The sequence below is a fragment of the Kitasatospora sp. NPDC059088 genome, assembly GCF_042738155.1.
Taxonomy (GTDB): Bacteria; Actinomycetota; Actinomycetes; order Streptomycetales; family Streptomycetaceae; genus Kitasatospora.
Window position 1 is genome coordinate 27,122 of the sequence record NZ_JBHYGR010000056.1, and the last position, 24,823, is coordinate 51,944.

24 protein-coding genes are annotated in these 24,823 nt (G+C 75.5%); 13 read left to right on the plus strand and 11 right to left on the minus strand.

Going from position 1 to position 24,823, the window contains the following annotated elements:
- Nucleotides 1–116 precede the first annotated feature (116 nt).
- The 5 genes from moeZ to ACFWXO_RS24395 form a co-directional block, all read right to left on the minus strand.
- The gene (gene moeZ, locus ACFWXO_RS24375; RefSeq protein ID WP_380525900.1) at nt 117–1,295 is read right to left on the minus strand and encodes an adenylyltransferase/sulfurtransferase MoeZ; all 1,179 of its coding nucleotides are present in this window, start codon (nt 1,293–1,295) and stop codon (nt 117–119) included.
- Nucleotides 1,296–1,486: 191 nt separating this feature from the next.
- The gene (locus ACFWXO_RS24380) at nt 1,487–2,497 is read right to left on the minus strand and encodes an NAD-dependent epimerase/dehydratase family protein (protein ID WP_375884832.1); all 1,011 of its coding nucleotides are present in this window, start codon (nt 2,495–2,497) and stop codon (nt 1,487–1,489) included.
- A 105-nt stretch (nt 2,498–2,602) separates the two neighbouring features.
- Nucleotides 2,603–3,682 (minus strand): hypothetical protein, encoded by a 1,080-nt coding sequence (locus tag ACFWXO_RS24385; RefSeq protein ID WP_380525903.1) that lies wholly within the window; start codon nt 3,680–3,682, stop codon nt 2,603–2,605.
- Nucleotides 3,682–5,484, minus strand: coding sequence for a DUF3492 domain-containing protein (locus tag ACFWXO_RS24390; RefSeq protein WP_380525905.1), 1,803 nt, complete (start codon nt 5,482–5,484; stop codon nt 3,682–3,684). The genes ACFWXO_RS24385 and ACFWXO_RS24390 overlap by 1 nt, the downstream gene beginning before the upstream one ends.
- A 364-nt stretch (nt 5,485–5,848) precedes the next feature.
- Nucleotides 5,849–6,751: an alpha/beta fold hydrolase gene (locus tag ACFWXO_RS24395; protein ID WP_380525907.1), complete on the minus strand. Its 903-nt coding sequence runs from the start codon at nt 6,749–6,751 to the stop codon at nt 5,849–5,851.
- Nucleotides 6,752–7,007: 256 nt separating this feature from the next.
- Between ACFWXO_RS24395 and ACFWXO_RS24400 the strand changes: the two genes are divergently transcribed.
- The 3 genes from ACFWXO_RS24400 (at nt 7,008) to ACFWXO_RS24410 (ending at nt 8,495) form a co-directional block, all read left to right on the plus strand.
- Complete coding sequence (locus ACFWXO_RS24400) at nt 7,008–7,667, plus strand: TetR/AcrR family transcriptional regulator (RefSeq protein ID WP_375884822.1); 660 nt, start codon at nt 7,008–7,010, stop codon at nt 7,665–7,667.
- Between the two features lie 133 nt (nt 7,668–7,800).
- Entirely contained in the window at nt 7,801–8,028 is a 228-nt protein-coding gene (locus ACFWXO_RS24405; RefSeq protein ID WP_375884820.1) for a DUF3107 domain-containing protein, read from the plus strand.
- 107 nt (nt 8,029–8,135) lie between these two features.
- Nucleotides 8,136–8,495 carry a hypothetical protein gene (locus ACFWXO_RS24410; protein WP_375884818.1) on the plus strand — a complete coding sequence of 120 codons (360 nt, stop codon included), beginning with the start codon at nt 8,136–8,138 and terminating at the stop codon, nt 8,493–8,495.
- Between the two features lie 42 nt (nt 8,496–8,537).
- Here ACFWXO_RS24410 and ACFWXO_RS24415 read toward each other — a convergent pair whose 3' ends face one another.
- The gene (locus ACFWXO_RS24415; protein WP_375884817.1) at nt 8,538–9,266 is read right to left on the minus strand and encodes a ferritin-like fold-containing protein; all 729 of its coding nucleotides are present in this window, start codon (nt 9,264–9,266) and stop codon (nt 8,538–8,540) included.
- 699 nt (nt 9,267–9,965) lie between these two features.
- Between ACFWXO_RS24415 and ACFWXO_RS24420 the strand changes: the two genes are divergently transcribed.
- The 5 genes from ACFWXO_RS24420 (at nt 9,966) to ACFWXO_RS24440 (ending at nt 15,363) form a co-directional block, all read left to right on the plus strand.
- Nucleotides 9,966–11,945: a DEAD/DEAH box helicase gene (locus ACFWXO_RS24420; RefSeq protein ID WP_380525910.1), complete on the plus strand. Its 1,980-nt coding sequence runs from the start codon at nt 9,966–9,968 to the stop codon at nt 11,943–11,945.
- A gap of 106 nt (nt 11,946–12,051) precedes the next feature.
- Nucleotides 12,052–12,930: an alpha/beta fold hydrolase gene (locus tag ACFWXO_RS24425; protein WP_375884813.1), complete on the plus strand. Its 879-nt coding sequence runs from the start codon at nt 12,052–12,054 to the stop codon at nt 12,928–12,930.
- A gap of 381 nt (nt 12,931–13,311) precedes the next feature.
- Nucleotides 13,312–13,470, plus strand: a complete 159-nt coding sequence (locus tag ACFWXO_RS24430; protein WP_188305309.1) for a hypothetical protein — start codon at nt 13,312–13,314, stop codon at nt 13,468–13,470.
- A gap of 337 nt (nt 13,471–13,807) precedes the next feature.
- Entirely contained in the window at nt 13,808–14,446 is a 639-nt protein-coding gene (locus ACFWXO_RS24435; RefSeq protein ID WP_350511866.1) for a DUF6758 family protein, read from the plus strand.
- 56 nt (nt 14,447–14,502) lie between these two features.
- Nucleotides 14,503–15,363, plus strand: a complete 861-nt coding sequence (locus ACFWXO_RS24440) for a PHP domain-containing protein (protein ID WP_380525913.1) — start codon at nt 14,503–14,505, stop codon at nt 15,361–15,363.
- A gap of 151 nt (nt 15,364–15,514) precedes the next feature.
- Here the strand turns inward: ACFWXO_RS24440 and ACFWXO_RS24445 are convergent, their stop codons facing one another.
- Nucleotides 15,515–16,156: a suppressor of fused domain protein gene (locus ACFWXO_RS24445; protein ID WP_375884808.1), complete on the minus strand. Its 642-nt coding sequence runs from the start codon at nt 16,154–16,156 to the stop codon at nt 15,515–15,517.
- Between the two features lie 402 nt (nt 16,157–16,558).
- Between ACFWXO_RS24445 and corA the strand changes: the two genes are divergently transcribed.
- A complete protein-coding gene (gene corA, locus ACFWXO_RS24450; RefSeq protein ID WP_375884805.1) occupies nt 16,559–17,680 on the plus strand; it encodes a magnesium/cobalt transporter CorA in 1,122 nt (373 codons plus the stop codon).
- Between the two features lie 63 nt (nt 17,681–17,743).
- Here corA and ACFWXO_RS24455 read toward each other — a convergent pair whose 3' ends face one another.
- Complete coding sequence (locus ACFWXO_RS24455) at nt 17,744–18,673, minus strand: DMT family transporter (RefSeq protein ID WP_380525915.1); 930 nt, start codon at nt 18,671–18,673, stop codon at nt 17,744–17,746.
- 132 nt (nt 18,674–18,805) lie between these two features.
- On the opposite strand from ACFWXO_RS24455, the gene ACFWXO_RS24460 reads away from it, so the two are divergent.
- The 4 genes from ACFWXO_RS24460 to ACFWXO_RS24475 all read left to right on the plus strand — a co-directional run bounded on the left by ACFWXO_RS24460 (nt 18,806) and on the right by ACFWXO_RS24475 (nt 22,640).
- Complete coding sequence (locus tag ACFWXO_RS24460; RefSeq protein ID WP_375884800.1) at nt 18,806–19,345, plus strand: hypothetical protein; 540 nt, start codon at nt 18,806–18,808, stop codon at nt 19,343–19,345.
- Between the two features lie 157 nt (nt 19,346–19,502).
- Entirely contained in the window at nt 19,503–20,789 is a 1,287-nt protein-coding gene (locus ACFWXO_RS24465) for a magnesium transporter MgtE N-terminal domain-containing protein (protein ID WP_375884798.1), read from the plus strand.
- Nucleotides 20,790–20,838: 49 nt separating this feature from the next.
- Complete coding sequence (locus tag ACFWXO_RS24470) at nt 20,839–21,423, plus strand: DUF1003 domain-containing protein (RefSeq protein ID WP_380525922.1); 585 nt, start codon at nt 20,839–20,841, stop codon at nt 21,421–21,423.
- A gap of 56 nt (nt 21,424–21,479) precedes the next feature.
- Nucleotides 21,480–22,640: an Mrp/NBP35 family ATP-binding protein gene (locus ACFWXO_RS24475; RefSeq protein WP_380525917.1), complete on the plus strand. Its 1,161-nt coding sequence runs from the start codon at nt 21,480–21,482 to the stop codon at nt 22,638–22,640.
- A 71-nt stretch (nt 22,641–22,711) separates the two neighbouring features.
- Here ACFWXO_RS24475 and ACFWXO_RS24480 read toward each other — a convergent pair whose 3' ends face one another.
- The 3 genes from ACFWXO_RS24480 to ACFWXO_RS24490 form a co-directional block, all read right to left on the minus strand.
- Nucleotides 22,712–23,389, minus strand: coding sequence for a hypothetical protein (locus ACFWXO_RS24480; protein ID WP_375884793.1), 678 nt, complete (start codon nt 23,387–23,389; stop codon nt 22,712–22,714).
- A gap of 223 nt (nt 23,390–23,612) precedes the next feature.
- Nucleotides 23,613–24,044: a sec-independent translocase gene (locus ACFWXO_RS24485; RefSeq protein WP_380409387.1), complete on the minus strand. Its 432-nt coding sequence runs from the start codon at nt 24,042–24,044 to the stop codon at nt 23,613–23,615.
- 134 nt (nt 24,045–24,178) lie between these two features.
- Nucleotides 24,179–24,715, minus strand: coding sequence for a hypothetical protein (locus tag ACFWXO_RS24490; RefSeq protein WP_380525919.1), 537 nt, complete (start codon nt 24,713–24,715; stop codon nt 24,179–24,181).
- Nucleotides 24,716–24,823 lie beyond the last annotated feature (108 nt).

The following is a 24,823-nucleotide window of genomic DNA, read 5'->3' on the forward strand; positions in this document are numbered from 1 at the left end:
CCCCGAGCCGCCCAGCCCCCCCCCCGGCGCGCGCGGGGCCCCCCCCCCCCCCGCCCCGCCCCCCCCCCCCGCGCGCGCGCCCCCCCCCCCCCCCCCGCGTCTGTCCGGCCGGCGGCCTAGTAGACCGGCTTGTGCGGCTCGACCTGGTTCACCCAGCCGAGCACGCCGCCGCCCAGGTGGACGGCGTTGGCGAAGCCCGCGGCCTTGACCACGGCCAGCACCTCGGCCGAGCGCACGCCCGACTTGCAGTGCAGCACGATCTTCCGGTCCTGCGGCAGCTTCTCCAGGGCGTCGCCCATGAGGAACTCGTTCTTCGGGATCAGCACCGCGCCGGGGATGTTGACGATCTCGTACTCACCGGGCTCGCGGACGTCGATGAGGTAGATGTCCTCCGCGTCGTCCTGCCACTGCTTGAGCTGCTTCGAGGTGATGGTCGAACCGGCGGCGGCGGCCTGCGCCTCCTCCGACACGACGCCGCAGAAGGCCTCGTAGTCGATCAGCTCGGTGACCGTCGGGTTCTCGCCGCAGACCGCGCAGTCCGGGTCCTTGCGGACCTTCACCTGGCGGTAGTTCATCTCCAGGGCGTCGTAGATCATCAGCCGGCCGACCAGCGGGTCGCCGATCCCGGCCAGCAGCTTGATCGCCTCGTTCACCTGGATCGAGCCGATGGACGCGCAGAGCACGCCCAGCACGCCGCCCTCGGCGCAGGACGGGACCATGCCCGCCGGCGGGGCCTCCGGGTAGAGGCAGCGGTAGCAGGGGCCGTGCTCGGCCCAGAACACGCTGGCCTGGCCGTCGAAGCGGTAGATCGAGCCCCACACGTACGGCTTGCCGAGCAGCACCGCGGCGTCGTTCACCAGGTAGCGGGTGGCGAAGTTGTCCGTGCCGTCCACGATCAGGTCGTAGCCGGAGAAGATCTCCATCACGTTGGAGTTGTCCAGGCGCTCCTCGTGCAGGACCACCTCGACGTACGGGTTGATCTGCTGCACCGAGTCGCGCGCGGACTCCGCCTTGGAGCGCCCGATGTCGGCCTGGCCGTGGATGATCTGGCGCTGCAGGTTCGACTCGTCGACCACGTCGAACTCGACGATTCCCAGCGTGCCGACACCGGCGGCCGCCAGGTACATCAGCGCGGGCGAACCGAGGCCGCCGGCGCCGACGCAGAGCACCTTGGCGTTCTTCAACCGCTTCTGCCCGGCCATCCCGACGTCCGGGATGATCAGGTGGCGGGAGTACCTGCGGACCTCGTCGACGGTGAGCTCGTCGGCCGGCTCTACCAGGGGTGGCAACGACACGGGGACTCCGATGGGTCTCTTGTTCAGGCGGCCGGGGCCAGCCTCGGACGGGGTTGTTGCACCGCCACTCAGGTGGCTCTCTAGGCCAACAGTGTCATGCCCCACCGGTATTCCGAGACAGCTCGTCCGATGGGCGAGACGGGCCGCGCCGGATCGTGGAACCGCCCGCCGGACGCCCCCGGAGCGCCCCCTCACACCCGGCAGGCCGTCTCCAGCCAGACGTCCCCCAGCGACTCCTCCAGCGGCACCTGTGTCCGCCAGCCGAGACGGTCCCGGGCGGTCCGCACGTCCGCCTGCCGCCACGGCACCGGCTCCCCCGGGGCGGGCCGGCCCTCCGGCCGGTGCCCCTCCGCCCGATGGCCCGGCAGGTACGGCCCGGACGCGTGGTGGCCGTGCCCCGGCAGGTGGTCGCCGACCGGGCCGGCGGCCTGCGCGGGCAGCAGTACCTGCCGGTTCTCCTCCACGATCGACCCCTCGAAGCCCGAGGCCCGGACCAGCAGCTGGGCCGCGTCCCGGGCCCGCACGGCGTGCCCGCTGCCCACGTTGATCACCCCGGTGGCGGCCGAGACCGCCGCCGCCTGGATCGCCCGGGCGACGTCCCGCACGTCCACGAAATCCCGGTATCCGGACAGGTCCGGCATCCGCACCTGGTTCTCGTCCCGCTCCAGCGCCCGCCGCAGCCCCTCGGCGAGGCGCCCGAACAGCGAGGCGGTCGGCGCCCCCGGGCCCACCACGTCGAACACCCGCAGCACCGCCGCGTCCAGCCCGGAGGCCAGCACCAGCTCCGTCCCGGCCAGCTTGGAGACCCCGTACGGGCCGACCGGCCGCGGCTCGGCCTGCTCGGACACCGGCACCCCGCCGGGCACCGGCCCGTACTCGGCGGCCGAGCCGACGTGCACCAGCCGGGCCGGCTCCCGGCTGCGCCGGATCGCCTCGCAGACGGTCGCGACGGCCAGCGTGTTCGACCGGATCAGGGTCCGCGAGCTGCCGTAGGTGGCACCCGCGCAGTTGATCACCACCTGCGGCGCGACCGCGTCCAGGAAGCGGGCCAGGGCGCCCGGGCTCCCGGCGGTCAGGTCGAAGCGGATGTCGGCCGAGTCGCGCCGGCCGAGCACCGTCACCTGCAACTCCTGGTCCATCAGCAGACGATCGGTCACCCGGCGGCCGATGAAGCCGTCGGCGCCCAGCAGCAGCACCCTCATCGGGGGCGTCCTTCCACGAAGCGAGGTCGGGGACGACCTGGCGGACTGAAATACAGCGAACGAGATCTGACGGGTCTGAGAAGTCTGAAAGGTCTGACCGGAGGGTCAGCGGTGCGCGCCGGCCCGGCCGAGCAGCGCCCAGCCGTGGGCCAGCAGCACCACCGCGACCGCGCCGCCGCCCAGCAGGACGGCCGACGGCCAGGGGCGGCCCAGGGCGAGCGGCACCGCCGCCGCGACGGGCCCGGCCAGCGCACCCAGCGCGGCGGCCGTCGTCCGGCCGCAGCGCGCCAGCAGCGCGGGCAGCACCAGCAGCAGGCCCAGCACGCCCTGCGCCGCCCACGCCGCGGGGCCGGCCCGCTCGGCGGCCAGGTGCAGCAGGCCGCCGCCGTGGCCGGGCCCGGGGCGCGGCGCGACCACCGCGAGGACGGCCAGCGCGGCGTAGCTGAGCACCGCGAGCACGGCCAGGTGCAGCGCGACCGCGACCGGCAGCACCGGGCGCATCCGGGCCCGGAACTCGGCCAGGGTGCGGGCGGCCCCCAGGTGCCCCCGGCCGACCTGCCGGTACCAGCGGGCCGCCCGCTCCGCCGAGCCCGCCGACACCGCCGCGGCCAGCACCAGGGCGGCGGCCAGCGGCCGGTCCCGGCCCGGCGCCGCCAGCGGGAGCAGCAGCAGCGCGGCCAGGCCCAGCCCGTGGCCGAGCGCGGCGGGGCGCAGCCGGGAGCCGGCCGGCGGGGGCGGGGTGCGGACCGGGCCGAGCTCCGTCGGGCAGGGCGGGCGGCACGGCGGCGGGGCGGGCTCGGCCGGGGCGGTCGCGGTCAGCGCGGGCAGCAGCACCAGCGGGACGGCGGCGGGCAGCAGCACCGGCCAGCGGGCGCCGAGCGCGGCCACCGCGGCGCAGGGCGGCGCGGCCAGCGCGGCGGCGGTCAGTGCCGCCCGGGCGGCGGCCGCGCAGCGGCGCGGTTCGGGCGGCTCGGGCGGCGACGGCCGTCGGGGCACCCGGGCGTACAGCTCCTCGGCCAGCGAGAACAGGTCGGCGTGCCGGCAGCGCGCCGCGGCGTCCGGGCCGAGCCCGGCCTCCTCCAGCCCGGCGGCGATCTCCAGCGGGTCGACGGCGCGCTCGCACAGGTCCCGGTGCTCGGCCATCAGCTCGCGCACCGGGTCGGCGCTGGCCACGGGGCCGGACATCAGACGGCCTCCGCGAGGGCGGGGCCGACGGGGCGGGCCGGGTCGGGGCGGGTCGGGTCGGTGCGGGTCGGGTCGGTGCGCACCGCCAGGGCGGCGAGCTGCCCGGCCTGCCCGGCCCGGCGGCGCGGCGCGGGCGCCCCGTCCGCCTCCTCGTCGCGGCCGCCGGCCGGGCCGTCGTTGAGCCAGTACTCGGCGGGGCGCGCGAACGGGCGCGGTGCCCGGCCGCCGTGGCCCGCCCCGCCGCCCTCGGGGAAGGCGGGGTACTGCGAGACCAGTTCCAGGTAGATCTCCCGGAAGGCGCCGGTCACCGGCTCGACGGCGAAGCGTTCCTGCGCCCGCAGCCGCCCCGCCAGGCCGAGCCGGGAGCGCCGCTCCTCGTCGCGCAGCAGTGCCAGGCAGGCCCCGGCCAGGGCCCGGGGGTCGCGGGCGGGCACCAGCAGCCCGGTCGGGCCGACCACCTCGCGGGCCACCCCGACGTCGGTGGAGACCACCGCGCGGCCGCTGAGCATGGCGTCGACGAGCAGCCGGGGGCTGCGCTGGGAGAGCGCGGAGAAGACCGCCACCGTGCCGCCCTGCCAGGCCTCGGCGAGCGAGCCGGGCCGGCCGGCGAACTCCACCGCCGCGGTCACCCCGAGCCGTTCGGCGACGGCCGCGCAGTGCGCCCGGTAGCCGGGGGCGGCCTCCTCGCCGTGCAGCACCAGGCGGGCCGCCGGCAGTTCGGCGCGGACCCGGGCGAAGGCGTGCAGCACCAGTTCGGTGTCCCGCCCCGGCTCCAGCGGGCCCGCCCAGACCAGGGTGGGCCGCTCGGGCTCGGGCCCGGCCGCCGGGCGGTCCACCGCCGGGGTGCCCTCGTGGACGACCCGGGTGCGCGCCGGATCGGCCCCGCAGCGGCGCTGCCACTGCTGGTCGTGGGCGCTGCCCGGGGTGAGTATCGCGGCCTGCCGGTAGGTCTCCTCGGTGAGCGCCCGGAAGAAGGACAGCAGCAGCGCCCGGACCGGCCATCGGTACGGCGCCGCGTGACTCGCCCGCTCGCCTCCGGGCGCTCGGACCCGGTGCCGACGGTCGTCGCTCCGGCGCTCGTCCCTCGCTTGTCGCTCCTCGCTTTCGGCACCGGCGCGCCCTTCGGCTCGGGGCGGGTAACCCAGGTACTGCTCGCGCAGGTGCAGGCCGTGCTCGGTGACCACGAAGGGCACGCCGTGCAGCTGCCGGGCGACCAGGGCGGGGAGCGCGGCCGGGCCGCCGCCGACCACGTGGCACAGGTCGACGGCGCCGAGGCCGCCGGGCCCGGTGCCGTACCAGGGCGCGGAGAGCGGGCGCAGGCACTGCTCCAGCAGGTCCGCGGCGACCAGCACGTCGCGGACCAGCGGCTGTCCGGCCGAGGTGTCCGCGCCGGGCAGCCGCCAGGTCCGCTCCAGCACCCGGCGGGCGTGGGCGGAGGCGAGGAAGGCGGGCAGGGTGCCCTCGTCCTCCCGGGCCGACGCCGCCAGCCGGTACAGCCCGGCCCCGAAGCCGGCCCGCTCCCCGGGCAGCACCAGTGCCCGCACCAGGTCCTCGTACGCCCGGGCGTACTGGCGTCTGCGCAGCGCCCCGGGGGCGCGGCCGCGCGGCCGGCGGCCCCACAGCACGAGGTGGTGGGTGCCGGGCCGGGCGGGCGGGCGCCGGGCGCCGGGGTCGTCCGGGCCGGTGAGCAGGTACCGCTCGAACTCGTGCTCCGGCAGGCCCTCGGCCAGCCGCTCGCACCAGGCCCCGGCACCACGGTCGGGATGCGGACGGGCACCCTCGGTGAGCAGCGCGACGCGCACGGGAGTCCTCCTTCTGCCTCGGGACGGGGGCGGTGACGGCAGCCCCGGTCAGGGCCGACCGCCCCCCGCACCCCTGGGACGCCCCCTGGGCGGGGGCCACGGGAGCCGCGGGGCCGTACGCCGGGACGCTTGCTCGGGCCGTGCGCCGCGTGCTCCGGCGTCAGCGGTCCTCCCCCACACCTGTTCGGTCCGGCAGCAGAAAGGTAGGACCGGCCCGGGGCGATCCATCGGTCACATGCCTGGCTGCCACCTGAACGAGTGAACTGCCGTGACCTCGCCCGGGACCGGGCCGTTAGCGGGCGCTATACGCCGCTCCGGCGCCGGGGCGGTACCGCTCCGGTGCCGCTCCGGCCCCGCCCGCCGCTCAGCGGGCGGTGTCCGCGATCAGCTCGCGCACGGCCCGGGCGACCGCGTCGGGGTGCTCCATCATCGCCACGTGCCCGGACTCGGGCAGCACCAGCAGCCGGGCGTCGGCGAAGGCCGCGCAGGCCCGCCGGGCGGAGCGGTAGGCGACCAGCCTGTCGCGCAGCCCGTACACCAGCAGCACCGGCGCCGCGACCTGCTCGGCCTGCCGCCACAGCGCCTGGTCGCCGCGCTCGGTGTAGGCGGAGACGATGCCGCGGGCCGAGCCGATCAGGGCCGGCATCGCGTGCGGCTGCGCCAGCCGGTGCCGGTACTCGGCCACCGCCTCGGCGCGGGCGGTGGGGCTCAGGCCGGCCGGGTCGCCGTAGACCAGGCGCAGCAGGTCCTCGGTGGCCGCCTCGGCGTCGCGCCGCCCGGCCGGCAGCCGGCGCAGCAGGGCGGGCAGTCCGGGCAGGGCGAGCAGGCCGGTGGGCCAGGCGGAGCGCTGCGGGGGCAGTTCGGGCAGCGCGGGTGAGACGAGGGTGAGGCTGCGGACCAGGTCGGGGCGCAGCGCGGCGAGCCGGACGGAGACGGCGCCGCCGAGCGAGTTGCCGAAGAGGTGGACGGGGCCGCGGCCGGCGGCCTCCAGGTAGCCGATGACGGCGCGGACGTGGCCGGAGAGGCTGAGGTTGCCGTCGGCGGGCGGGCCGGAGCGGCCGAAGCCGGGCAGGTCGAGGGCCTCGCCGTCGACGAGGCCGGAGAGCCGGTCCATCAGCGCGCTCCAGTTGCCGGCCGAGCCGCCCAGGCCGTGCACGAAGAGTCCGGGCTCGCAACCGTCGGTGCTGCCCGCTCCGGCGGGCCGGTGCACCGCGAGCACCGCGCCGGGGACCTCGACCGTACGTACCTGCTGCTCAGCGCTGCTCATGGTGGACGATGGTAGTGAGGGCCGGTCGGGGGCGGCGGGGGTGGTCCGGCCTTCCCGGCCCCCGTCCCGTCCGCCCGTCCCCTCGCCCGCCCCATCCCTCGTCGCACCACTGCCGACGCCGAGGTCAGCGCCGTATTGTGGGCTCCTGACAAGCGGCCGGACTGCTTTTCTCGCCTTCGCCAGGGGCGGGCGCGGTTACCGAAAAGTAGACTCGGCCCTCTTGCCAGCCCCGAAGAACCCCGAAGTGAGGAGCGCCGTGACGGCCATCCAGGAGGCGCAGGAGCGCCCGCGCGGTGCCCGCCTGCCGCGAAGCGCCCGCCGTGAACAACTGCTCGGTGCCGCCCAGGAGGTGTTCGTCGCCCAGGGTTACCACGCGGCCGCCATGGACGACATCGCCGACCGTGCCGGGGTGAGCAAGCCGGTGCTCTACCAGCACTTCCCCGGGAAGCTGGACCTCTACCTGGCGCTGCTGGACAAGCACTGCGACGCCCTGGTCGAGTCGACCCGGGACGCGCTGGGCACCACCACCGACAACAAGCTGCGGGTGGCCGCGACGATGGAGGCGTACTTCAACTACGTCTCCAGCGAGTCCGGCGCGTTCCGGCTGGTCTTCGAGTCGGACCTGACCAACGAGCCGGCCGTGCGCGAGCGGGTGGAGCGGGCCTCCGAGGCGAGCGCGACGCTGGTCAGCCAGGTGATCCAGGAGGACACCGACCTGCCGGAGGCGGAGTCCAAGCTGCTGGCGGCCGGGGTCTGCGGCCTGGCCCAGATCACCGCCCGGTACTGGCTGTCGCAGGGTCTGGACATCCCGCGCGACGAGGCGGTGCGGCTGGTCGCCAGCCTGGCGTGGCGGGGGCTCAAGGGCTTCCCGATGCACCCGGGCGACCTCGCGCCGGAGGGCTCCGCCCAGCAGTGACGATCCGCTGACCTTCGCCTGGGCGGTGATCGGGTGCTCTATGGTGAAGCCGTACGGCGCGGTCGCCGTGATCGCTTGTCCCAGGCGGTCCGTCGCCGCGCGTGGAGACTGCAGAACCGGAGGGACGGAAGCCGTGGAGGTCAAGATCGGCGTGCAGAACGCGCCGCGCGAAATCGTGATCGAGAGCTCGCAGACTGCCGATGAGGTCGAGAGCGCGGTCGCGAAGGCGCTGGAGGGCTCCACCAAGCTCTTCTCGCTCACCGATGAGCACGGCCGTCGCGTCATCGTCCCGGCCGAGCGCCTGGCGTACGTGGAGATCGGCGAGTCGGCGGCCCGCAAGGTGGGCTTCGGCACCACCTGAGCCGCCGCCGAGCAGGTCCGTCCGGTGCCCCGTTCCCTCCCGAGGGAACGGGGCACCGTCGCGTGTACGGGCAGGTCGGCCTGGGTACGGCGACAGGTGCGGCACCGGTGCCGCACGCCCGTTCCCCCGGGGAGGCCGCCGTGCTGGTCGAATCGCTCGTCTTCGTGCTGGTCGGCCTGGCCGCGGCCGCGGCCGCGCTGCTGGGCCTGCCGGGGTACTACCGGGCCCCCCGCCCGCTGGTGGTGGGGACGGCCCTGGCCTCGGCGCTGCTCGGCGGGGTGGTCGCGCACTTCTGCCTGGACGGTCGCCTGCCGGTGGCCGCGGTGGTGTTCTCGGCGCTGGCCGCGGGGGTGGTCACCTCGCTGCTGGCCCGGCCGGACCTCGCCGCCGGGCGGGCCCCGGCGCACCGGCACCACCCGCACCGGGCCGGCGCCCACCGCGCGCCGCGGCGGCACCGGCCGGCCTGAGGCCCGTGGCGGGGCGCACGACGGGGCCCGTGACGGGGCCCGTTACGAGGCCAGGCCGAGGGCGGCCATCCGCCGGGTGTGCGCCTCGGTGATCCGGTTGAACATCTTGCCGACCTCGACCAGGTCGAAGCCCTGCACCTGGACGCCGCCGACCAGCAGGTTGGAGAGCGCGTCCCGCTCGGCGACGACCCGCTGGGCCTGGCTGAGCGCCTCGCCCATCAGCCGCCGGCCCCACAGGGCGAGCCGGCCGCCGGCCCGCGGGTCGGCCTCGATGGCCTGGCGGACCTTGTCGACCGCGAACTGTCCGTGGCCGGTGTCGGACATGACGCTGAGGACCAGGTCGCGGGTGTCGTCGTCCAGCCGGACGGCCACCTCGCGGTAGAAGTCGGTGGCGATGGCGTCGCCGACGTAGGCCTTGACCAGGCCCTCCAGCCAGTCCGAGGGCGCCGTCATCCGGTGGAACAGCTCCAGCGGCTCGACGAAGGGGCGCATCGCCTCCTGCGGGTCGGCGCCGATCTCGGCGAGCCGGTCGTGCAGCCGCTGGTAGTGCTGGAACTCGGCGGAGGCCATCCGGGCCAGGGCCGCCTTGTCGGCGAGGCCGGGCGCCAGCTTGGCGTCCTCGGCGAGCCGCTCGAAGGCGCTCAGCTCGCCGTACGCGAGCGCGCCGAGCAGGTCGAGCACCGCCGCGCGGTAGCCCGGTTCGGCCGAGCACGTGGCCCAGTCGCCGATCGAGCCGGGCGCGCCGTCCTGCGTCTCACCATGGGTCTCCATGACCCGCCACCTTAGTCCCGCCCCCGCCCGCGCCCCACCACCGGACGCACCCCGGTGACCTGCCGGATCGGCTCCCGGCGCCCCCGTCGGCGGGGTCGGTGTCAGACGCATCACGTGTTCGAGTCGTCGCCTGACTGTATGGTGGTACGGAGCCCCGTCGTGCTCGCACGGTGCCACCGCCGTCTCGGTGGCCCGCACGAGCCCGCTCCGTAGCGGCAGCGCGTCCCCCGGACGTGTCCGCACCGGAGGCACGGGTACTCACGTACGCGGATGCCCGGTCGGAGAGCCGATCGGCTCCGACCATGGCTTGGACTTCAAGCCTTGGCACCGCATCAGTGGCCGAGCGAGGGCCGCCGAGACCACGCCCACCTGGCGGAGGTCCCGCGCAGGTCCCTCACGGGAACTCTCCCCGACGCCGCCGGCGACGCGCCCCGCCAACGGGCCGCGCGCACCGGCCGGCCGCAGGGACCGGCGCGGTAGTGCGTCCGCTCAGCTGTACTCGGGGCCGCCAGGCCCGTACACAGCCGCGCGGCTGCCCGCCCGCCGCTCGCTCTCGGCCCCTCCGAAAACGGAAGAGGCAGCACCCTGTCCACCACCGCTGAACCCATCAAGACGACGTTCCGGGACCTGGGGATCCTCCCGGAGACCGCCGAGGCCCTCGAGTCCGTCGGCATCGTCCACCCCTTCCCCATCCAGGAGATGACCCTCCCGGTCGCGCTGACCGGCCACGACGTCATCGGCCAGGCCAAGACCGGCACCGGCAAGACCCTCGGCTTCGGCCTGCCGCTGATCGAGCGCGCCGTGGTGCGCGCCGACGTGGACGCCGGCCGGGCCACCGAGGACCAGCTCTCGGACTTCCCGCAGGCGCTGATCGTCGTCCCGACCCGCGAGCTCTGCACCCAGGTCACCAACGACCTGCAGACCGCCGGCAAGGTCCGCAACGTCCGCGTGCTCGCGGTCTACGGCGGCCGGGCGTACGAGCCGCAGGTCGAGGCGCTCAACAAGGGCGTCGACATCGTGGTCGGCACCCCGGGCCGACTGCTGGACCTGGCCGGCCAGAAGAAGCTGAACCTGTCCAAGGTCCGCGCGCTGGTCCTGGACGAGGCCGACGAGATGCTCGACCTGGGCTTCCTGCCCGACGTCGAGAAGATCATCACCATGCTGCCGGCCAAGCGGCAGACCCTGCTGTTCTCGGCCACCATGCCGGGCCAGGTCATCAACCTCGCCCGCCGGTACATGAGCCAGCCGACCCACATCCGGGCCGCCGCCCCGGACGACACCGGCGCCACCGTCGCCAACATCGAGCAGCACATCTTCCGTGCCCACTCGCTCGACAAGGTCGAGATGGTCTCGCGCATCCTCCAGGCCGACGGCCGCGGACTGGCGATGATCTTCTGCCGCACCAAGCGCACCGCCGCCGACGTCTCCGACCAGCTGACCCAGCGCGGCTTCGCGGCCGGCGCCGTCCACGGCGACCTCGGCCAGGGCGCCCGCGAGCAGGCGCTGCGCGCCTTCCGCAACGGCAAGGTCGACGTGCTGGTCTGCACCGACGTGGCCGCCCGCGGCATCGACGTCGAGGGCGTCACCCACGTCATCAACTACCAGTGCACCGACGACGAGAAGACCTACCTGCACCGGATCGGCCGCACCGGCCGGGCCGGCGCCTCCGGTACGGCCGTCACCCTGGTCGACTGGGACGACATCCCGCGCTGGCAGCTGATCAACAAGGCGCTGGACCTGCCGTTCAACGAGCCGGAGGAGACCTACTCCACCTCGCCGCACCTGTACGAGCTGCTGAAGATCGCGCCGGGCACCAAGGGTGTGCTGCCGCGTTCGGAGCGCACCCGGGCCGGGCTCGGCGCGGAGGAGATCGAGGACCTCGGCGAGACCGGCGGGCGCGGCGCCCGCCCCGGTCGCGGCGCTGCCCGCGGCGGGCGGGCCGGCTCGGGCCGCCCGGCCGTCGAGGCCCCGGCGGCGGAGGAGAAGCCGCGCCGTACCCGTGAGCGCCGCCGCACCCGCCGCGGTTCGGAGCTCGGCGAGGGCGAGGCGGCCGTCGCCGCGGCGGTGACCGAGGCGGCTCCGGCCGTCGAGGGTGCCGAGGGCGAGACCGCGCCGCGCCGTCGCCGCCGCCGTTCGCGCGGTGGCGCCGCCTCGGGCGAGGTCACCCCGGTGGCCGCCGCCGAGGTCGTCGCCGAGGCGGCCGCGGTGGTCGAGGCCGCCGTGGTCGCGGCCGAGCCGGTGGCCCCGGAGGCCCCGGTGGCCGAGGAGAAGCCGCGCCGGACCCGGACCCGCAAGCCCAAGGCCGAGGTCGCCGAGGTCGCCGAGGTCGTGGAGGTCGTGGAGGTCGTGGAGGTCGTGGAGGCCGTCGCCGTCGCCGAGGCTCCGGCCGAGGCCCCGGCGGAGAAGAAGCCGGCCCGCACCCGGCCCCGCAAGCCCAAGGCCGAGGTCGCCGAGGTCGCGGAGACCGTCGAGGCCGCCGCCGTCACCGAGGCTCCGGCCGAGGCCCCGGCCGAGAAGAAGCCGGCCCGCACCCGGACCCGCAAGCCCAAGGCCGTCGCCGAGACCGCCCCGGAGGCCCCGGCCGCCGAGACCGCCCCGGCCGAGGAGGCGCCCGCGCCGCGCAAGCGCACCCGCGCCCGCAAGGCCGCGGTCGCCCCGGAGGCCACTCCGGAGGGCTGACCCGCACCGCCCCCTCGGGCGTTCCCGGGCGTCCCCGTCCTGGTGGGAGGGGGTGCCGGGACGGCATAGGCTCGGGGCGTCGCCTGCCCCGGGAGGGAACCCGCTCATGAGTACTCCGCCGTTCCTGGACCTGCCCCGCTGCGCCCGGGCGGAGCGCGTGCCGACCGGGCGCGGGGAGTTCGCGGCGCTGCGCGCGGAGCCGGACGGCCCGGTGCGCGGCTCGGCGCTGCTGGTGCCGGGGTTCACCGGCAGCAAGGAGGACTTCATCGCGCTGCTCGCGCCGCTCGCGGCCGCCGGGTACCGGGTGACGGCCGTGGACCAGCGGGGTCAGTACGAGACCGGCGGGCCGGACGACGGGGCGGCGTACGCCGTGGCCGCGCTGGGCGCCGACGTCCGGGCGCTGACCGGGGTGCTGGCCGCGGAGGGCGGGCCGGTGCACCTGCTGGGGCACTCCTTCGGCGGCCAGGTGGTCCGGGAGGCGGTGCTCGCGGCCGCCGGGGAGGGCCCGCTGCCGTGGCGTTCGCTGACCCTGATGGCCACCGGGCCGGGCGCGATCGACCCGGCCGAGGCGGCCCGGACCAGGATGCTGCTGGACGTCCTGCCGGTCATGGGCCTGGAGGAGATCTGGCAGGTCATGCGGCAGATGGACGAGAGCGGCGGGGAGCCGAGGCCCGCCCTGGCGCCGGGGGTCGCGGAGTTCCTGCACCGCCGCTGGGTGGCCAACGTGCCGCGGTCGCTGGCCGTCACCGGCGCGCACCTGGTCGCCGCGCCGGACCGGGTGGACGAACTGGCCGCGGTGGCGGCCGGGACGCTGCCGGTGCTGGTGGTGTCCGGGGAGCAGGACTACGCCTGGCCGGTACCGGAGCAGGGCGCGATGGCGCGGCGGCTGGGCGCCCGCCGGGTGGTCGTCGCGGGCGCGGCCCACTCCCCCAACGCCGAGCGGCCGGCCGCCACGGCCGAGGCGCTGGCCGCGTTCTGGGCCTGAGCCCGGCCCCCGACCGACCCGCTCCCCGGCGTGGTCTGTACCACTTCCGGAGGTTCGACCGGGCTCGGCACAGGACAAAAGTCGTTAGTTACGGTAATCTTTGATTCTGTCCGGGAATCATCGGCGACATCCACAGGGTGCCTTTCAGCCGAAACCCGGACGTTACGGACGGGCAACGGCCCGGTAGCACCGCCACGACACCGTGGTTCACGAGGGACTGGACGCACCAGGCAAGCCCAGGGGGAGCCCTTGCCGCAGCAGACCGCCACACGTACGACCCGCGTGGTCCGGCCGCAGCGCCGGATCCGCAGGACCCCGAAAGGGCTGATACCGACTCAGCCGCAACCGCCCCGCCCCGCGGGGCCCGAAAAGGAGACGCCCATGACCAAGCCCATGCGCTTCGAGATCCTCCGACTGGACGACGCCAACGGCTCCGCGACCGACCGCGTGATCGCCGACGCCGAGACCGTCCGCGAGCTCGTCCAGGACGCCGCCCGCACCGGCGAGCGCCTGCTCATCCGCCCGTGCCCGACCGTCTGACCCAGCGCGGCGCCTCCGACCGGGAGACCTCACCCGCCGCCGACGAGCCGGGACCGTCCGATCCGGACGTACCGATACCCGACTGACGCCCCGTCACCGCGATCGCCGTTGACGGGGCGTCAGTGCGTCCGGCCCCGGAACGGACTCGGCCCCGCCCCCGCCCCCGCCCCCGGAACGTTTGCCGCCGCCCGCGACGGGACATCCCCCCAACGGGAACCGCCCGCGCCGCAAGCCACCCGCGCCGGCCGGGCGTCCAGCACCGACAGGGTGCCGCCGGGCCGTCCGTACGGGTGATCGTCCTTGACGCGGCGGTCCGGAGGGAGGAGCGTTGTCGGCTATGAGGGGCGAGCCAAGCTGTCCGAGGTGCGCCGGTCGGGTCCGCGCCCCCGGTCTTTTTTCGGACACCTGGCAGTGCGACCGGCACGGAGCCGTGCACCCGATGCAGCCCGTACTGCCCCCGAGCGTCGAAGCCCTGGGCGTCGCCGTCGCCCGTTCCCAGGTCCCCGTCTGGCTGCCCTGGCCGCTCCCGGTCGGCTGGCTCTACACCGGCATCGCCCACGTCGGCGACGACGTCTCGGGCGCCCGGGCCACCGCCGTCGCCTGCTCCGGGCCCGCCCCGCTCGGCGGCTTCGGCGAACTGGTGCTGGTCGCCGAGGAACTGGGCGTCGGGCTCGGCGCCCGCTACGCCGGACTGCCCGGCCCCGACCCGGGCGACTCGGTCGGCCTCTACAAGCCCGCCGACGCCAAGCTGATGGCCGCCGGGCGGCCCACCCCGATGTTCCACGTCCCGGACGCCCCGCCCGACCGCGCGGTGTTCGTCGGCGAGGCCCGCGGGCTCTGGCTCTGGGCGATCGCCTGGCCCGAGCAGTCCGCGCTGGTGATGTACGACGAGCTGGTGCTCACCGACCTGCGCGAGGCCGGCGCCGAACTGGACCTGCTGCCCTGCGGGGCGCTCTCCCCCCGACTGCTGGGCTGACGGCGGACCGGACGGCCTATCCTGGGCGGCACCCGCCAGCCTGAGGAGTCCGCCCCGTGCGCATCGACCTGCACGCCCACAGCAACGCCTCCGACGGCACCGACAGCCCGGCCGAGCTGGTCGCGGCGGCGGTCGCGGCCGGCCTCGACGTGGTCGCGCTCACCGACCACGACACCGTCGCCGGACACGCCGGGGCCGCCGCCGCCGTGCAGGCGCTGCCGGACGGCACCCGGCTGACCGTCGTCCCCGGCGCCGAACTGTCCTGTGTGGTGGACGGCGTCAGCATGCACCTGCTGGCCTACCTGTTCGACCCCGAGGAGCCGGAGTTCGCGGCCGAGCGCGAGCTGGTGCGCACCGACCGGTTCCGGCGCGGCCGGGCGGTCGTCGAGCGCTGCCGGGAGCTCGGCGCGGACATCAGCTGGGAGCAGGTGCAGCGGATCGCCGGGGCCGGTTCGGTCGGGCGGCCGCACATCGCCAGCGCGCTGGTCGAGGCGGGCGTGGTGGCCACCGTCTCGGACGCCTTCACCCCGCAGTGGCTGGCCAACGGCGGCCGGGCGGACGTCCGCAAGCACGAGACCGACCCGGTGCGGGCGGTCCGGCTGGTCCGGGCGGCCGGCGGGGTACCGGTGTTCGCCCACCCCGGCGCGGTCAAGCGCGGCCGGACCGTCCCGGACGGGGTGATCGCCGACCTCGCGGCCGCCGGACTGGCCGGGCTGGAGGTCGACCACACCGACCACGACGAGGAGACCAGGCAGCGGCTGCGCGGCCTGGCCGGCGACCTCGGCCTGCTGGTCACCGGCTCCAGCGACTACCACGGCAGCCGCAAGACCGTCCGGCTCGGCGAGCACACCACCGACCCCGGGGTGTACGAGGCCCTGCTGGGCCAGGCCACCGGGGCGAAGCCGATCGAGCGCTGACGGCGGGCGGGGCCGCGCTCCGGCGCACCGGGGCGCGGTGGGGCGGGCGGGCCGCCCGTGCGCCCTCCGGGCCGGGGGCCGGCGCCGGTCAGGATCCGGCCCGGCGCCGGTCCTGGACCGGGCCCCGGTCCTGACCGGGAGTCATCGGGGGTCAGTCGAGCTTGACGCCGCGCCGCCGCGGGTCGCGCAGGTCGGTGCCCTGGTCCAGCCAGCGCTCCTGGAGCGCGGCCGCGCCGTGCACCCGCTTCCAGCCCGCCTCGTTGGGCGTCATCGGCAGCAGCGGCAGGAAGCGCACCGGCTCGGCGGGCTCGGCCAGTTCCAGGTCCTCGACCAGCCCGCCCGGCTCGGCGGCCAGCACCGAGGTGAACGGGGCGCCCTCCCAGAGCGGGGCGCCGAGGTCCAGCGAGCCGCCCGGGGCCACCACCAGGCCCTCGACCTGCGGCGTCGCGGCGAAGGTGGCGAGGCTGCGCAGCACGCCGTCGCGCCCGCCGCGCACCGTCAGCACCAGTTCGGCGCGCGGTCCGCGCAGCTGGTCGGCGACCGGCTGGGTCGGGTCGGCCATCGGGGCGGCCGCCATTCCGAGCGTCGCGTAGCGGACCAGGCCGTCGGCGTCCGGGCCGAAGCGCAGCACCTCGATCCGGTCGGTGCCCAGGAAGGTGACGGCGGCGCGGCCGCTCGGCTCGCCGAAGGTGGAGATCAGCCGGGCCTCGACGGCCGCCAGCACCGCCTCCCGGGTGAGGTCCGGGGAGCTGCCGCCGTGGGGGTCGCCGAAGGACGGGAAGTCGTGCGCCATGCCGGTGAGCGTAACCCGGGCCGCCCCGGCGTCCGCGCGGGGGCGTACGGGCGAAGGCCGGGGAAACCCCGGGGCACCGATGCCCGGTCAGATGTTAGGGTGAGCGACTGGCCACCGGGATCGCAGGTCCCGGGGCGGCGAGCGAAGGAGGTGGTTGCGGTGGATACCGGCCGACCATGCAGTACCGGCAGCTCTGCCCGGCCCCGACTTCCCCGCACTTCCCGCCCCGCAGGCCTCAGCGGCTGACCGAGCCCTAGTGGCCCGGGCGCGGGTCGGCGGCGGACGGACCGGCCGGGAGAGCACCCCTCGTCCCCTTCACCGGTGTTCCTCGCCGTCGCACCACGGCCCTTCCGCGTCCCCTCCGCGCCACCGTGCGACGGCTCCTGCCCCAGGGAGCCTGTCATGTCGATGATCAACAGCCTGCGCGCCGCCGTCCGCACCAACCGCCGCCGGGGCGCCGTCGGGCCGTACGACGCCGTGCCCGAGGGCGCCGGCTCGGCGGTCGTGGACTGCGCGGTCTACCAGCACGGCCGGCGCAACGGCGTGACCTGCAGCCCCCGCGAGGCCGCCCGCCGGGTCAAGGCCGCGCACCAACTCCCGGACACCGCAGGGTCGTTCAGCTGGATCGGGCTGCACGAGCCGACCGGCGCCGAGTTCGAGGGGATCGCCCAGCGGTTCGGCCTGCACCCGCTCGCGGTGGAGGACGCGGTGCACGCCCACCAGCGGCCCAAGGTGGAGCGCTACGACGACGTGCTGTTCGCCGTCTTCAAGACCATCCGCTACGTCGAGCACGACCAACTCACGCCCACCAGCGAGGTGGTGGAGACCGGCGAGCTGATGGTCTTCGCCGGCCGGGACTTCGTGATCACCGTCCGGCACGGCGGCCACGGCTCGCTGCAGGAGCTGCGGCACCGGCTGGAGGCGGACGCGGACGAGGCCGGCCTGCTCGCCAAGGGCCCGGCCGCGGTGCTGCACGCGATCGCCGACCACGTCGTGGACAACTACCTGCTGGTCGCCGAGCGGCTGCAGAACGACGTGGACGAGATCGAGTACGGCGTCTTCTCGGCCAAGGGCGCGCGCACCGCGGACGTCGGCCGGGTCTACCAACTCAAGCGCGAGGTACTGGAGTTCAAGCGCGCGGTGGCACCGCTGCTGCGCCCGATGCAGCAGCTGTCCGAGCCGCAGCAGGGCCTGGTCGACCCGGACATCCAGAAGTACTTCCGGGACGTCGCCGACCACCTGGCCCGGGTCACCGAGCAGGTGCACGGGTTCGACGAACTGCTGAACTCGCTGCTCCAGGCCAACCTGGCACAGGTGTCGGTGGCGCAGAACGAGGACATGCGCAAGATCACCGCCTGGGCGGCGATCTTCGCGGTGCCCACCATGATCACCGGCGTCTACGGCATGAACTTCGACTACATGCCCGAACTGCACCACGCCTACGGCTATCCGCTGGTGCTCACCGCGATCGCGGTGATCTGCGTCGGGATGTACCGGGGCTTCCGCCGCAACGGCTGGCTGTAGCGTCCCCCAGCCCCCGGGCCCCCGTCCCGGGCCCCGCACCCGGACCCCGGCCCCGCGGGGGCGTCAGCGCCGCCCGCCGCGGGCGACCAGGACCAGGCCGAGCAGGATCAGCACCACCGCCGGGTACGCCGCCGCCGGGGGCCACTGGCCGAGCCAGAGCGCGGCGATCAGGGCCGCGCCCGGGGTCTCCAGCAGGATCGCGGTGGAGGTGATCGACGGGCCGAGGGTGCGCACCACCCGGTTGCTCAGCGAGTGCCCGAGCAGCTGCGCGGTGACCATCAGCAGCACGATCTGCCACCAGGCCCCGGCCGACCAGCCGGACAGCCGCGTGCCGGTGGCCAGGCAGATCACCAGCAGGCCGACCGCCGTGGTCGCGTAGCAGACCAGCGTGTACGCGGTGGTGCTGACCGTCCTGCGGACCTCCGCGCCCAGCAGCATGTACCCGGCCGCGGCCAGGCCCGCGGCGAGCGCGAGGGCGTCGCCGAGCAGGGCGCGCGGGGACATCGAGAGGTCGACGCCGGTCAGCACCAGCACGCCGGCGAAGGCGACGACCGTCCCGAGCCAGACCATCCTCGGCGCGCGGACGCCGAACAGCCGCATCAGCAGGATCGTCCACAGCGGGGTGGTGGTGACCAGGGCGGTCGCGGAGGCCACCGAGGTCATCCGCAGGCTGGGCATCCAGAGCGCGAAGTGCACCGCGAGCAGCACCCCGGCGGCGACCGCGAGCAGCAGCGCCCGCCGGCCGATCCCGCGCAGCTCGGCGCGGTGGCGCAGCAGCGCGTACGGGCCCAGGGCGCCGACCGACATGACGTTGCGCCAGAAGGCGATGGCCAGCGCGGGCGCGGCGGTGGCGGAGATCAGCGGGCCGGAGAGGGAGATGCCGCCGATCGAGACGGCGAGCAGCAGCAGGTCGGCGGTGGGGAGCGGGTGCGCGGGCCGCTGGTCGGCGGCGGTGGCAGGGGCGGGGGTGGTCGCGGGCCGGGCGGCGGGCACGGCGCTCCTTCGCTGGTCGCGGGGGCGGGGCGCTCATACGGTAAGGCCCGTGGGCCGTCAATGGAACTGTCGCCCGGGGGCTGAGACGTCCGGCCGGGCGGGCGCGGGCGGCGAGCCCGTACGCTGTCCGCCATGGACCGCAACTCCGCCGCCCCCGTCGCCGACGACTTCCTCGACCAGGCCCTGCTGGAGGAGGCCGCGAAGAAGTCCGGACTGCTCTGGGTGCGCGCGGACGGCGAGGCGCAGGCCCGCCCGCTGTGGCACGCCTGGCACGACGGCGCCGTGGTGGTCGTCGGCGGGGGCGGCGAGCAGCCCCTGCACGGCCTGACCCCGGGCGCCCGTGCCGTGATCACCGTGCGCAGCAAGGACAAGGGCGGCCGGCTGACCGGCTGGGCCGCCGAGGTGGTCGAGCTGGCGCCGAACGGCGAGGCCTGGCGGGGCGCCGTCGAGGAACTCAAGGGCAAGCGGCTGAACGCGCCCGACACGGACACCGTCACCGAGCGCTGGGCCCGCGAGTGCCGGGTGCTGCGGCTGCGCCCGGCCGGGGCGCTGACCGAGCGTCCGGGCGCCATGCCGGACGGCTCGCACGCCGCCGAGCCGATGCCCACCCCGGCCACCACCCGCCGCCCGATCCCCGCCGGACTGCCCAAACTGCTGTTCAAGCGCCGTTAAAGGTTCATGCCGAGGACGCCTGGGCCCGCTACCGTGCCTCACCGGGCCGGGTGCACGCGGCGCGGGTAGCCTTGGCCGGACGTGCGCCCCGGTGCACACCGTACGGCGCCGGGCAGGTCGGACCGCTCGGGCAGGGTCGAGGGAGTCGAGGGAGTTCATGGCAGGGCCAGGAAGCCGGGTCTTCATCTCCCACCTCTCCGCCGTCGCGGTGTTCGACCCGAACGGCGACCAGGTCGGGCGGGTCCGCGACGTGGTCGTCTCGCTGCGCCTCGGCGGCCGCCCCCCGCTGGTGCTCGGCCTGGTGGTCGAGGTCGTCGCCCGGCGCCGGATCTTCCTGCCGATGACCAGGGTGACCAGCCTGGAGTCCGGCCAGGTGCTCACCACCGGCCTGATCAACCTGCGCCGGTTCGAGCAGCGCCCGTCCGAGACCCTGGTGCTGGCCGAGCTGCTGGACCGCACCGTCACCTGGTCCAAGACCGCCGAGGACGTCACCGTGCTGGACGTCGGCATGGTGCAGACCCGGCTGCGCGAGTGGGAGGTCAGCAAGGTCTTCGTCCAGGTCGGCCGGGCCACCCGGCTGCGCAAGGGCAAGGGCGAGCGGCTCACCCTGGACTGGCAGGACGTCACCGGCTTCGCGCTGCCCGAGCAGGACCAGGGCGCGGCCAACCTGCTCGCCACCTTCGAGCAGCTGCGCCCGGCCGACCTCGCCAGCGTGATGCACCACCTGTCGGCCAAGCGCCGCGCCGAGGTGGCCGCCGCACTGCCGGACGAGCGGCTCGCGGACGTCCTGGAGGAGCTGCCCGAGGACGACCAGGTCGAGATCATCGGCAAGCTCCAGGGGGAGCGGGCGGCCGACGTCCTGGAGGCGATGGACCCGGACGACGCCGCCGATCTGCTCTCCGAACTGCCCGGCGACGAGGCCGAGCGGCTGCTCGGCCTGATGGAGCCGGAGGAGGCCGAGCCGGTCCGCCGGCTGCTCTCCTACGAGGAGGACACCGCCGGCGGTCTGATGACCACCGAGCCGATCGTCCTGGAGCCGGACGCGACGGTCGCCGAGGCGCTGGCCCGGATCCGGATCCGCGACCACAAGCCCGCGCTGGCCGCCCAGGTGTACGTCTGCCGGCCGCCGAACGAGACCCCGACCGGCAAGTACCTGGGCGCGGTGCACTTCCAGCGGCTGCTGCGCGAGCCCCCGTACGTCCTGGTCGGCTCGCTGGTGGACGACGACCTGGACGCGCTGCCGCCGGACACCCCGCTGTCCCTGGTCACCAGCTACCTGGCGACGTACAACCTGGTGGCCGCGCCGGTCGTGGACGAGGCCGACCACCTGCTCGGCGCGGTGACCGTCGACGACGTGCTCGACCACCTGCTGCCCGAGGACTGGCGCGACGCCGCGCTGCACGCCGGGGACGACGACAGAGACGAGGTGCACGGTGGACGGTGACCGCAACGGCCGGCGGGGCGAGTCCGCCCGCCGGCGCCTGCAGGGCGAACTGCGGGAGCTGCGCCAGCTGCGCGAACTGCGCGAACTGCGCACCCGCGAGGGCGGCGGCCGGGAGCGCCTGGAGACCTCCCCGATCACCGGCTCCAACCGCACCCGGCTCGACCAGCCCCGCACCGCGCGGCCCGGCCTGCTGACCCTGCCGTCCTACGACCCCGAGGCCTTCGGCGTGCTGTCGGAGCGGATCGCCCGCTTCCTCGGCACCGGGCGGTTCATCGTCTGGATGACGGTGGTGATCATCGTCTGGGTGCTGTGGAACACCATGCTGCCCTCGGACGCGCGCTTCGACGAGTACCCGTTCATCTTCCTGACCCTGGTGCTGTCGCTCCAGGCCTCCTACGCGGCGCCGCTGATCCTGCTGGCGCAGAACCGGCAGGACAACCGGGACCGCGTCAACATGGAGCAGGACCGGGCCCGCAGCGACCGCAACATCGCCGACACCGAGTACCTGGCCCGCGAGGTCGCGGCCCTGCGGCACGGGCTCGGCGAGGTCGCCACCCGGGACTTCATCCGGTCCGAGCTCCAGTCGCTGCTCAAGGAGATCGACGAACGGCGGGGCGCCTCCGAGGCGTTGTGACCGGCGGCACGCTACCGGCCGGTTAAGCGGTTCGCCCGGAGCCGTACCATCAAGGCATGGCCAACGAGACAGAGGTCGCGGCCGGCGTCACGGAGGACTCCGTACGCCAGGCGCTGGCGACCGTCAACGACCCGGAGATCAACCGTCCGATCACCGAGATCGGCATGGTGAAATCGGTCGGGATCGCCGAGGACGGCGCGGTGCGCGTCGCGGTCTACCTGACCGTCTCCGGCTGTCCGATGCGCGACACCATCGTCACCCGGGTCCGTGACGCGGTCGGCCGGGTACCCGGGGTGACCGGCGTCGAGGTCGAACTCGACGTGATGAGCGACGAGCAGCGCAAGGAGCTCTCCCAGCTGCTGCGCGGCGGCGCCCCCGAGCGGGAGATCCCGTTCGCCAAGCCGGGCACGCTGACCCGGGTCTACGCCGTCGCCTCCGGCAAGGGCGGCGTCGGCAAGTCCTCGGTGACCGTCAACCTGGCCGCCGCGATGGCCGCGGACGGGTTGAAGGTCGCCGTCGTGGACGCCGACATCTACGGCCACAGCGTGCCGCGCATGCTGGGCGTCGAGGGCCGGCCCACCCAGGTCCAGGACATGATCATGCCGCCGCAGGCGAACGGCGTGAAGGTCATCTCGATCGGCATGTTCACCCCGGGCAACGCCCCGGTGGTCTGGCGCGGCCCGATGCTGCACCGCGCGCTGCAGCAGTTCCTGGCCGACGTCTACTGGGGCGACCTGGACGTGCTGCTGCTGGACCTGCCGCCGGGCACCGGCGACATCGCGATCTCGGTGGCCCAGCTGGTCCCCAACGCGGAGATCCTGATCGTCACCACCCCGCAGATGGCCGCCGCCGAGGTGGCCGAGCGGGCCGGCACCATCGCGGTGCAGACCCACCAGAAGATCGTCGGCGTGATCGAGAACATGTCCGGCATGCCGTGCCCGCACTGCGACGAGATGATCGACGTCTTCGGCACCGGCGGCGGCCAGACCGTCGCCGACGCGCTGACCCGCACCGTCGGCGCCACCGTCCCGGTGCTCGGCTCGATCCCGATCGACGTCCGGCTGCGCGAGGGCGGCGACGACGGCCGCCCGGTCGTGCTCGCCGCCCCCGACTCCGCGGCCGGCGCCGCCCTGCGCGCCGTGGCCGGCAAGCTCGGCGGCCGCCGGCGCGGCCTGTCCGGCATGTCCCTGGGGCTGACGCCCAAGAACAAGTTCTGACGTTCCGAGCGGGCGTACGCGGCGGGGCCGGACGGATCACCGTCCGGCCCCGCCGCGTGTCCGCTGCCTCGCTACGGCCGGGCGTAGCCGCCCAGGTCGGGGACGGTGGCGAAACCGACGCCGTAGGCGCTGACGCCCCGGCCGAAGGCGCCGAGCAGCACACCGGGGGCCTCGCCCGCCAGCACCCAGCCGTACTCGGACTCCCGGTAGCGGAAGGGCTGCGGCAGGCCGTTGACCGGCAGGCTCAGGGTCGACCAGCCGGGCCCGGCCAGGTCGTCGGCGAGGTCCCAGGCCAGGTTGCTCTGCTGGTCCAGCCAGTCCTGGCGCAGCGCGCGGTCCAGCTGGCCGGGCCAGGTCGCGGCGAGCAGGCCGGAGCCGGCCAGCCAGGCCGCCGAGGAGGCGGACGTCGCCTCCAGCGTGCCGGTGTTGTCAGCGCTGCGGCGGCTGTCCCGGCGGGCCACGGTGACCACCACGGCGAACTTGCGCACATCACGCGGCTCGAACTGCTTGGCCGGCTCGTCGCCGTGGCCGAGGGTGCCGTAGTCGACGCCGCCGGCCGCCCCGCCGCGGGGGCCGCCGGCGCCGGCCTGCATCAGGAAGCGGCGGCCGGTCCAGCCCTCGTCCAGGCCGTACCAGGGGAAGTCGGCGGACAGGTAGGGCACCAGCGGGTCCGCCGGACCGGCCTGCCCGCCGACCACCGGGCCGCCGGCCGTGACCGTCGCCCCTCCCGCCTGACTCGTCGCGTCCATCCCCGGGCCTCCTCAACGCACGTGTGCCTGCCGTGGCGCGCTCCCATGGTGGCGTACCTCGGCGTTCCCGGGGGCCGTTCCTGGTCCGCGCGGGCGCGGATGTGACGGACGGCTCAACGGGAACAATCAGCACAATAGCGGCGCGCACGCCGGGGCCCCGCTCAGCCGGGCGGGCCGGCGGGAATTGTCGGACGCGCCCCGGGCCGCGGACGGCCGGCCCGGATCAGGTGGCGTCGGGGTCGAACGGGGGCCGCTCGCCGGGCTGCAGCGGGGCGCCGGCGGAGGCGGGCGCCGCGGCCTTCTCGAAACTCACGCTGCCCGTCCGGCCGTTCACCGGCGCGGCCGGCTTGTCGTCCAGGACGGAGCGGATGTCGAGCGACTCCTTCATGTCCTTGAGGCCCAGCGGGTCCTGCTGGTCGCCCATCAGCTGCTTGCGGACGAAGGTCTTGGGGTTGAGGTCCTCGAACTCGAAGTCCTTGAAATCGGGCCCCAGCTCGCTGCGGATGTCCTCCTTCGCGGTGTCGGCGAAGGAACGGACCTTCCGGATGAAGCCCATGGTGTCCTGGATCAGCTTCGGCAGCTTGTCCGGGCCGAAGACGACGATCGCCAGTACGGCCAGGGTCAGCAGCTTCAGCCCGCCTACATCGGTGAACACCTGGGCTCCCTAGCTCATCGGACGACGTTCCTACAGGGTAATGGCCACCGGCGAGTCCCTGGTCCACGACGGGATGAAGCCGTGGTAAAGACCAGCCGGTGGCCGGGGGCCCGGCAAGATCGGCCGGACAGGGCCTAACGGGTCTGCTGGCGCAGGGCGGCGATGTTGCCCGGGTAGCGCTCCGGGGAGGAGGACGGCTCCGGGTCGCGGGTGGCGGCCACCGGGCGGCCCGGGAAGTCCACCGGGACCTGCGCGTTCATCGGGACGTAGCCGCTCCGGCCGCTGGTGCCGCCCACCGGGCTCACCGTGGTGCCGTGCTGCTCCTCGCCCTGGGTGAGCCCGCCGACGCCGCCGAGCGTCACCGCGGCGACCGAGAAGGCGCCCGCGGCGGCGAACACCAGGCGGCGGCCGCGGGCCGCGGAGGGCCGCAGGACGGCCGCTGCGGGCTGCGGGCGGGCGGCGGTGCGGTCGGGGCGGGCGACGGCCTCCGGACGGCCGCTGCGCCGGCCGATGAGCGGTCGCAGCATCGAGCCGCGGCCGAAGGCGCGCGGGTCGAACCCGGGCAGCGGGGCGTCGGCGCCGAGCGCGCCCGCGCCGAAGGAGGCACCGGCGCCGCGGCCGAAGGAGCCGCCGGTCAGCCGGCTGCCGCCGAGCGTCCCGGTGGCGTTCACGCCGCCACCGGGGAGGTCGTCGTCGTCCCGGCCGCGGAGTCGGGGGGGGGGCGGCCGGGCGGGGCCGGGGGGGGGGGGCCCGCCCCCCACACCCGCCCGCCGCGCGCA

What these genes read in the sequence shown, in the direction of transcription:
- ACFWXO_RS24420 (WP_380525910.1), top strand. Translation starts at nt 9,966, where the DNA reads ATGACCCTCCCGGTCGCGCTGACCGGCCACGACGTCATCGGCCAGGCC.
- ACFWXO_RS24425 (WP_375884813.1), top strand. Translation starts at nt 12,052, where the DNA reads ATGAGTACTCCGCCGTTCCTGGACCTGCCCCGCTGCGCCCGGGCGGAG.
- ACFWXO_RS24385 (WP_380525903.1), bottom strand. Translation starts at nt 3,682, where the DNA reads ATGTCCGGCCCCGTGGCCAGCGCCGACCCGGTGCGCGAGCTGATGGCC.
- ACFWXO_RS24465 (WP_375884798.1), top strand. Translation starts at nt 19,503, where the DNA reads ATGGCAGGGCCAGGAAGCCGGGTCTTCATCTCCCACCTCTCCGCCGTC.
- ACFWXO_RS24395 (WP_380525907.1), bottom strand. Translation starts at nt 6,751, where the DNA reads ATGAGCAGCGCTGAGCAGCAGGTACGTACGGTCGAGGTCCCCGGCGCG.
- ACFWXO_RS24460 (WP_375884800.1), top strand. Translation starts at nt 18,806, where the DNA reads ATGGACCGCAACTCCGCCGCCCCCGTCGCCGACGACTTCCTCGACCAG.
- ACFWXO_RS24430 (WP_188305309.1), top strand. Translation starts at nt 13,312, where the DNA reads ATGACCAAGCCCATGCGCTTCGAGATCCTCCGACTGGACGACGCCAAC.
- corA (WP_375884805.1), top strand. Translation starts at nt 16,559, where the DNA reads ATGTCGATGATCAACAGCCTGCGCGCCGCCGTCCGCACCAACCGCCGC.
- ACFWXO_RS24435 (WP_350511866.1), top strand. Translation starts at nt 13,808, where the DNA reads ATGAGGGGCGAGCCAAGCTGTCCGAGGTGCGCCGGTCGGGTCCGCGCC.
- ACFWXO_RS24380 (WP_375884832.1), bottom strand. Translation starts at nt 2,497, where the DNA reads ATGAGGGTGCTGCTGCTGGGCGCCGACGGCTTCATCGGCCGCCGGGTG.
- ACFWXO_RS24475 (WP_380525917.1), top strand. Translation starts at nt 21,480, where the DNA reads ATGGCCAACGAGACAGAGGTCGCGGCCGGCGTCACGGAGGACTCCGTA.
- ACFWXO_RS24480 (WP_375884793.1), bottom strand. Translation starts at nt 23,389, where the DNA reads ATGGACGCGACGAGTCAGGCGGGAGGGGCGACGGTCACGGCCGGCGGC.
- ACFWXO_RS24415 (WP_375884817.1), bottom strand. Translation starts at nt 9,266, where the DNA reads ATGGAGACCCATGGTGAGACGCAGGACGGCGCGCCCGGCTCGATCGGC.
- ACFWXO_RS24445 (WP_375884808.1), bottom strand. Translation starts at nt 16,156, where the DNA reads ATGGCGCACGACTTCCCGTCCTTCGGCGACCCCCACGGCGGCAGCTCC.